Origin of the sequence: Clostridium sp. (assembly GCF_036642255.1) — a bacterium.
In the GTDB taxonomy this organism is placed as follows: domain Bacteria; phylum Bacillota; class Clostridia; order Clostridiales; family Clostridiaceae; genus Clostridium_J.
In genome coordinates, this window is sequence record NZ_JAVWDJ010000088.1 from 1 (window position 1) to 6,382 (window position 6,382).

Annotated in this window: 8 protein-coding genes and 1 pseudogene; 8 read left to right on the top strand and 1 reads right to left on the bottom strand. The window is 33.1% G+C overall.

Going from position 1 to position 6,382, the window contains the following annotated elements; genetic code table 11:
- Positions 1–488, bottom strand: a 488-nt coding sequence (locus tag RR409_RS20560) for a PfkB family carbohydrate kinase (protein WP_332559648.1), incomplete at its 3' end; no start/stop codon positions are given.
- Between the two features lie 248 nt (positions 489–736).
- Between RR409_RS20560 and rsxC the strand changes: the two genes are divergently transcribed.
- From rsxC to RR409_RS20600, 8 genes and pseudogenes are all read left to right on the top strand, one after another.
- Positions 737–2,053, top strand: coding sequence for an electron transport complex subunit RsxC (gene rsxC, locus RR409_RS20565; protein ID WP_332559649.1), 1,317 nt, complete (start codon positions 737–739; stop codon positions 2,051–2,053).
- Positions 2,054–2,067: 14 nt separating this feature from the next.
- Complete coding sequence (locus RR409_RS20570; RefSeq protein ID WP_332559650.1) at positions 2,068–3,003, top strand: RnfABCDGE type electron transport complex subunit D; 936 nt, start codon at positions 2,068–2,070, stop codon at positions 3,001–3,003.
- Positions 3,003–3,545 carry an RnfABCDGE type electron transport complex subunit G gene (locus RR409_RS20575; protein WP_332559651.1) on the top strand — a complete coding sequence of 181 codons (543 nt, stop codon included), beginning with the start codon at positions 3,003–3,005 and terminating at the stop codon, positions 3,543–3,545. Before RR409_RS20570 ends, RR409_RS20575 begins: the two co-directional genes overlap by 1 nt.
- Positions 3,546–3,547: 2 nt before the next feature.
- On the top strand, positions 3,548–4,156 hold the full coding sequence (locus RR409_RS20580; RefSeq protein WP_332559652.1) for an electron transport complex subunit E: 609 nt from the start codon (positions 3,548–3,550) through the stop codon (positions 4,154–4,156).
- A 15-nt stretch (positions 4,157–4,171) separates the two neighbouring features.
- Entirely contained in the window at positions 4,172–4,747 is a 576-nt protein-coding gene (gene rsxA, locus RR409_RS20585) for an electron transport complex subunit RsxA (RefSeq protein ID WP_332559653.1), read from the top strand.
- Positions 4,748–4,760: 13 nt separating this feature from the next.
- A complete protein-coding gene (locus RR409_RS20590; protein WP_332559654.1) occupies positions 4,761–5,612 on the top strand; it encodes an RnfABCDGE type electron transport complex subunit B in 852 nt (283 codons plus the stop codon).
- 70 nt (positions 5,613–5,682) lie between these two features.
- Complete coding sequence (locus tag RR409_RS20595; protein WP_332559655.1) at positions 5,683–6,102, top strand: SoxR reducing system RseC family protein; 420 nt, start codon at positions 5,683–5,685, stop codon at positions 6,100–6,102.
- 167 nt (positions 6,103–6,269) lie between these two features.
- Positions 6,270–6,382, top strand: a pseudogene (locus RR409_RS20600) (2-deoxyribose-5-phosphate aldolase); the annotation flags it as partial.

The window sequence follows — 6,382 nt, forward strand, 5'->3', positions numbered from 1 at the left end:
GCTACATGCATATCTCCACTATTATCTAATATTGACATGTACACTGAAGTGGCATACCCCTTTAAATTTAAGCTATCTTCTAAATCAAGTCCTATTATCCTACTCTCTTCTATAATTTTCTTTCCATACAAATCATCGCCTAACACAGAAATTAGCTTAGTATTAACCCCTAATCTAACAAGGTTTTCCCCAATATTTCTTCCAACTCCACCAAGAGAAACTCTAATATTTCCAGGATTAGAATCACTAATTCGCAAGTCATTCTTTGGGAAACCTAAAATATCCATATTAGCTCCACCTACTATCGATATAAAATTTTCTTCATTAACTATATATCCTCTTCCGGTGATATACCCTTTTTTAGTTAGGTTAGTTATATGGACTCCAACAGATGACCTTGTTATACCTAAAATTTCTGCTATTTCATTTTGAGAAATCAAAGGATTTTTTTTAATTAGATATAAAATTTCTTCTTCTCTATTTGTCATCTACATCCTCCTTTTCTTATACACTTTTGCTTATGTTGTAAGCAATTGCTTATCATAAAAATAATATATCAAATTTATCATAAAAAATCAAGAATTTTTACATAATTTTTATTTATTTAGTACATTGCTCCATTTCAGGATTTACTATTTAGTTGCACATGATGATGTTACGAGTTATAATTAGAGAAAAGTTGTATTTTATAACTTATTTAAAATCATTATAATTTATTACGAAATGGAGGGTCATTATGGGACTTTTATCTTTCAAAAGAGGAATTCATCCTCCTCATGGAAAACACTTTTCTGAAAGTAAATCAATTGAAACCTATCTTCCAAAGGGAGATTTAGTTTTTCCTATGTCTCAACATATAGGCGCACCTTGCGAACCTTTAGTAAAAAAAGGCGACAAAGTTTTAGTTGGACAAAAAATAGGACAAGCGACTGGATTTGTTTCAGCTCCTATTCACTCAAGTGTTTCAGGAGTAGTTAAAAATGTGGTACCAATGCTTCATTCAAATGGTACAAAGGTTATGTCAATTATAATAGAAAATGATAACCTTTACGAAGAAGTAGAATTTAAATCTTACAAAAATTTCGAAAGTTTATCAAAAAATGAACTAGTTGAAATTATTAAAGAGGCAGGTATGGTAGGACTTGGGGGCGCATGTTTCCCAACCCACGTAAAGCTATCCCCTGCACCAGACTGCACCATTGACAGCATAGTAATTAATGCAGCTGAGTGTGAGCCGTACTTAACCTGTGACCATAGACTAATGCTTGAAAATTCTAACGAAATAGCAGAAGGATTGAAAATTTTACATCATATGTTCCCAAATACTAAAATATATATTGGAATTGAAAACAACAAAAAAGATGCTATTGATGCTATGACTAAAGCTGTAAGTGGTTTAAGCAATATCGAGGTAGTTGCCTTAAAAACAAAATATCCACAAGGGGCTGAAAAACAACTTATTTATGCTACAACAAAACGTGAAGTTCCTTCTGGAAAATTACCTGCTCATGTAGGTTGTATCGTTCAAAATGTTGCTACAGTGCATGCAATAAGAAATGCAGTTGTTTTAGGTAAGCCTATAATAGAAAGAGTAGTAACTGTTACAGGAGGATCAATTAAAACGCCTAAAAACCTAAGAGTAAAACTTGGTACATCATTAAAAGAGTTAGTAGAAGCTTGTGATGGTTTTGTTGAAGAACCAGCAAAAGTTATTTCTGGTGGACCGTTAATGGGTACTGCTCTATTCTCTATAGATACTCCTGCTATAAAAGGAAGTTCTGGAGTTTTATGCTTATCTCAAAAAGAGTGGGATATAGAACCTGAAAGTAGTTGTATAAGATGCGGAAAATGTGTAGAAGCATGTCCGATGTTCTTGATACCATCTAAATTAAATGCATCTGTTATAAAAGGTGATTATGACACCTTTGAGCAATATCATGGTGTTGACTGTATAGAATGTGGTTGTTGTACATTTGTTTGTCCAGCAAAACGTCACTTGACTCAAACTTGCCGTGAAGGTAAAAGAAGAGTATTAAGCAAGAAAAAGAAATAATAGAGGTGAATAGAATGTCAGATAGATTATATACCGTATCTACGTCTCCTCATATAAAATCTAAGAATACTGTATCATCAGTAATGAGAGATGTATTAATAGCACTACTTCCAGCAACATTTGCAGGAATTTACTTTTTTGGACTAAACGCACTGTTAGTTATTTTAACTGCAGTAGGTTCTGCTGTTTTATCAGAATATGCTTTCCAAAAAATCACTAAAAGACCAATTATGATTAAAGATTTAAGTGCAGTGGTAACTGGATTACTACTAGCTTTTAACGTTCCTCCAACAATCCCTCTATGGATGGTTGCTGTTGGAAGTGCCTTTGCTATTATAGTAGTTAAATGCTTCTATGGCGGAGTTGGACAAAACATTGTTAACCCAGCACTAGCTGCTAGAGCATTTTTACTTGCAGCTTATCCAGTTAGAATGACTACTTGGACTGTAGATGGAACTACTGGCGCAACTCCATTAGGACTTTTAAGAGGAGATGGCGCAGCTCAACTTCCAAGTTTATTTGATGCATTTGTTGGAAACATTGGTGGATGTATTGGGGAAACTTCTGCATTAGCCCTTTTAATTGGTGCAGCCTACTTATTATATAAGAAAGTAATTAGCTGGCATATACCAGTAAGTTTTATCGGAACTGTATTTGTACTTACTACAATTTTAGGTAGAGATCAATTAATGACAGGTAATGGATTATATGAAATATTACTTGGAGGTCTAATTCTTGGTGCCTTCTACATGGCAACAGATTATACTACTTCTCCTATGACAAAAACTGGTCACTTAATCTTCGGAGTATGCTGCGGTGTTCTAACAACTCTAATTCGTATATATGGCGGATATGCTGAAGGTGTTTCCTACTCAATATTAATAATGAACTTATTTGTTCCATTCATTGATAAATATACAAATCCACGCGTATTCGGGGGTGGAAAATAATGAAAGAAAACTTAGGCTTAGGCATTAAACTTTTAATAATAACTGCTATAGCAGGTCTTTTATTGGGCTATGTTTATGAAATAACAAAGGGTCCTATTGAAGCAAAGCAAAAAGAAGAACAAACATTAGCAATGAAAGCGATACTACCTACAGCAGATGAGTTTAATGAAAAAAACATTTCAGCTGTAGAAGGTATTAGCTCAATTTATGAAGGAAATAAAGGTGGACAAATCTCTGGTTACTTAATTACAGTAAACCCTAGTGGTTATGGTGGAGAAATTAAAATGATGGTTGGTATTTCTTCTGATGGTAAAGTTGAGGGAATTAAAATTTTAACTCACAATGAAACTCCAGGACTTGGTTCTAATGCTGAAAAACCTAAATTTGCAGACCAATTTAAAGGAAAATCTGCAGAAAAAGAACTAGCTGTTGGTTCAGATATTCAAGCAATCACTGGATCAACAATTACTTCTAAAGCAGTAACAAATGGAGTAAACACTGCTATCAAATTTTATAACGACCAATTGAAAGGAGCTAAGTAACCATGAGTGTTTTTATTGATAGAATGAAAAAAGGTTTGGTTGAAGAAAATCCAGTATTCATTCAAATTATTGGAATGTGCCCTACCCTAGCAGTATCTTCTAGTGTTGAAAACTCGATAGGTATGGGTATAGCTACTACTGTAGTTCTTATGGGATCCAATGCTGTTATTTCTATGATTAGAAAATTTGTACCAGATAAAATAAGAATCCCAGCATATATAACAGTTATTGCCGCTTTCGTTACAGTAATTCAGTTTTTATTACAAGGATATGTACCTGCATTATACAAATCTCTAGGGATTTTTATACCGTTAATAGTTGTTAACTGTATTATTCTTGGAAGAGCTGAAGCTTATGCATCAAAATTTGGTGTATTACCATCAATATATGATGCCGTAGGTATGGGCTTAGGATTTACTTTGGCATTAGTAGTGCTTGGAGCTTTTAGAGAAGTTTTAGGAAATGGTACTTTTTATGGAATCCAGGTGCTTCCTGCTTCATATGAGCCATCAATTATTATGATTCTTGCCCCAGGAGCATTCTTTACATTGGGTATACTCCTAGCTTGTTTAAATCAATACAAAATAAATAAAGCTAAGGCGGCTAAATAAGAGAGGTGAACAAACTTGGAATTAATCAGTATTTTTTTAAGTGCCCTATTAGTAAATAACTTCGTTCTAGCGAAATTCTTAGGAATTTGTTCCTTTCTAGGTGTTTCACAAAAGATAGAAACAGCTAAAGGGATGGGATTTGCAGTTACTTTTGTTATGGTACTTGCAACTATTATGACTTATATAGTTAATGTATTTATTTTAATACCACTTAACTTAGAATATTTATCTGTGTTAGCATTTATACTTGTTATTGCAGCTCTAGTACAATTTGTTGAGATAGTAATTAAGAAGACTTATCCTGGATTATATAGAGCACTAGGTATATACTTACCACTTATTACAACTAACTGTGCTGTATTAGGGGTTGCTCTTATAAATACAGATAAAGGTTATAATTTGCTTCAAGGAATTGTGAATTCTCTTGGTGCTGCGTTAGGATACACCTTAGCAATAGTACTTCTTGCAGGTATTAGAGAGAGAATGGAAGATAATACAAATATGCCGGAAGCCTTTAAAGGTTTACCAATTTCTCTAATTACAGCTGGACTTATGGCAATAGCATTCTTTGGATTTAGTGGTTTAATATAAGGAGGTGTAATTAATGGAAATGCAAAGCTTAGTTTTCCCTGTAATAAGCCTTGGAGGTCTTGGAATAATTTTCGGCTTATTACTTGGATATGCGAATGATAAATTTAAAGTTGAAGTAGATGAAAGAATCCCTCTAGTAAGAGAAGCTCTACCTGGTGCAAACTGTGGTGGATGCGGTTTTGCTGGTTGTGATGCATATGCCGAAGCAGTTGTTACTGGTAATGCAAAAGCTAACAAGTGTGCCCCAGGAGGTGCTGTGGCAGTTGAAGCAATTTCAAATATTTTAGGAGTTGTTACTGAAACAAGTGAACCAACTGCAGCCTACATTAAATGTCAAGGAACTTGTAGTGTAGCTAAAGAAAAGTATACCTATCAAGGAATTATGGATTGTAACCAAGCTGTTATTAATCCTGGTGGCGGATCTAAAGCTTGTGAGTATGGTTGCTTAGGATTAGGTTCTTGCGTTAAGGTTTGTCAATTCGGAGCTCTTGAAATTATAGATGGTATTGCTAGAGTTATTGAAGATAAATGTACTTCTTGTGGTGCTTGTGTGAATGCATGCCCAAAAGGCCTAATAGAAATAACTCCAGTTAATTCAAGAGTTAGAATACAATGTAACTCGAAGAATAAAGGTAAAGATGTTATGGACACTTGTAGTGTTGGATGCTTTGCTTGTGGTATATGTTCTAAAAATTGCCCTGAAAGCGCAATTACAATGGTAAATAATCTTCCTATAATTGATTATAGTAAATGTGTAAACTGTGGAATATGTGTAGTAAAATGTCCAAAGAAAACAATAGAAGATTTAAGAACACCTGAACAAATCACTGCTGCAAATTTAAAAACTCAAAGCGCTCAGGTTTAAAAAATTCATTATATATGATATAATATAGGAGACTTAAATAAGTCTCCTATATTTATTTAGAGGTGATAATATGGAACAAAAAGGTGTAGTAAAATCTGTTAATGGTGATGTTGCTAAAGTAGCTTTTATAAAAAAATCTGGATGTGGTAGCGGATGTTCTTCCTGCAAGTCTAAATGTGGTCCTCAAGATATCATTTTTGTGGATGTAAAAAATACACAAAACGCAAAAATTGGTGATGAAGTAAAGGTAGCTTTGCAAGGTAAAGATTTTTCTAAAATGACCTTTTGGGGGTACGGATTTCCTACTCTAATAACAATCTTAACTTTAGTTTTGGGCCTATTTTTGTTTGATTCATTAAGTTTAGCAAATTATGAATTATATGCTGCTCTCTTATCTCTTGGTGCTATGGCTGTTTCCTATAAAATTGGAGGAATAATAAACAAGAATAAAGAGAATAGCAATTATAGTTTACAAATGATTGAAAAATAAGTTTATCAATTTTAAATAATACAATTTTTATACTTAAAATTTTTAAATCAAAGGAGCAATATATCTATTATATTGCTCCTTGTTTATTTGACATTTTTTTTATTTTTATGTATACTCTTCTAGTATATGTAAAAAATATTATAAATTGAATAGTTGGAGGTTTTACTATGAATATTGCTTCAATGATTGATCATACCATATTAAAAGCTGATGCTACAAAAGATGCAGTAATAAAGTTATGTAAAGAAGCTAAAGAATATAAATTTAAATCAGTATGTGT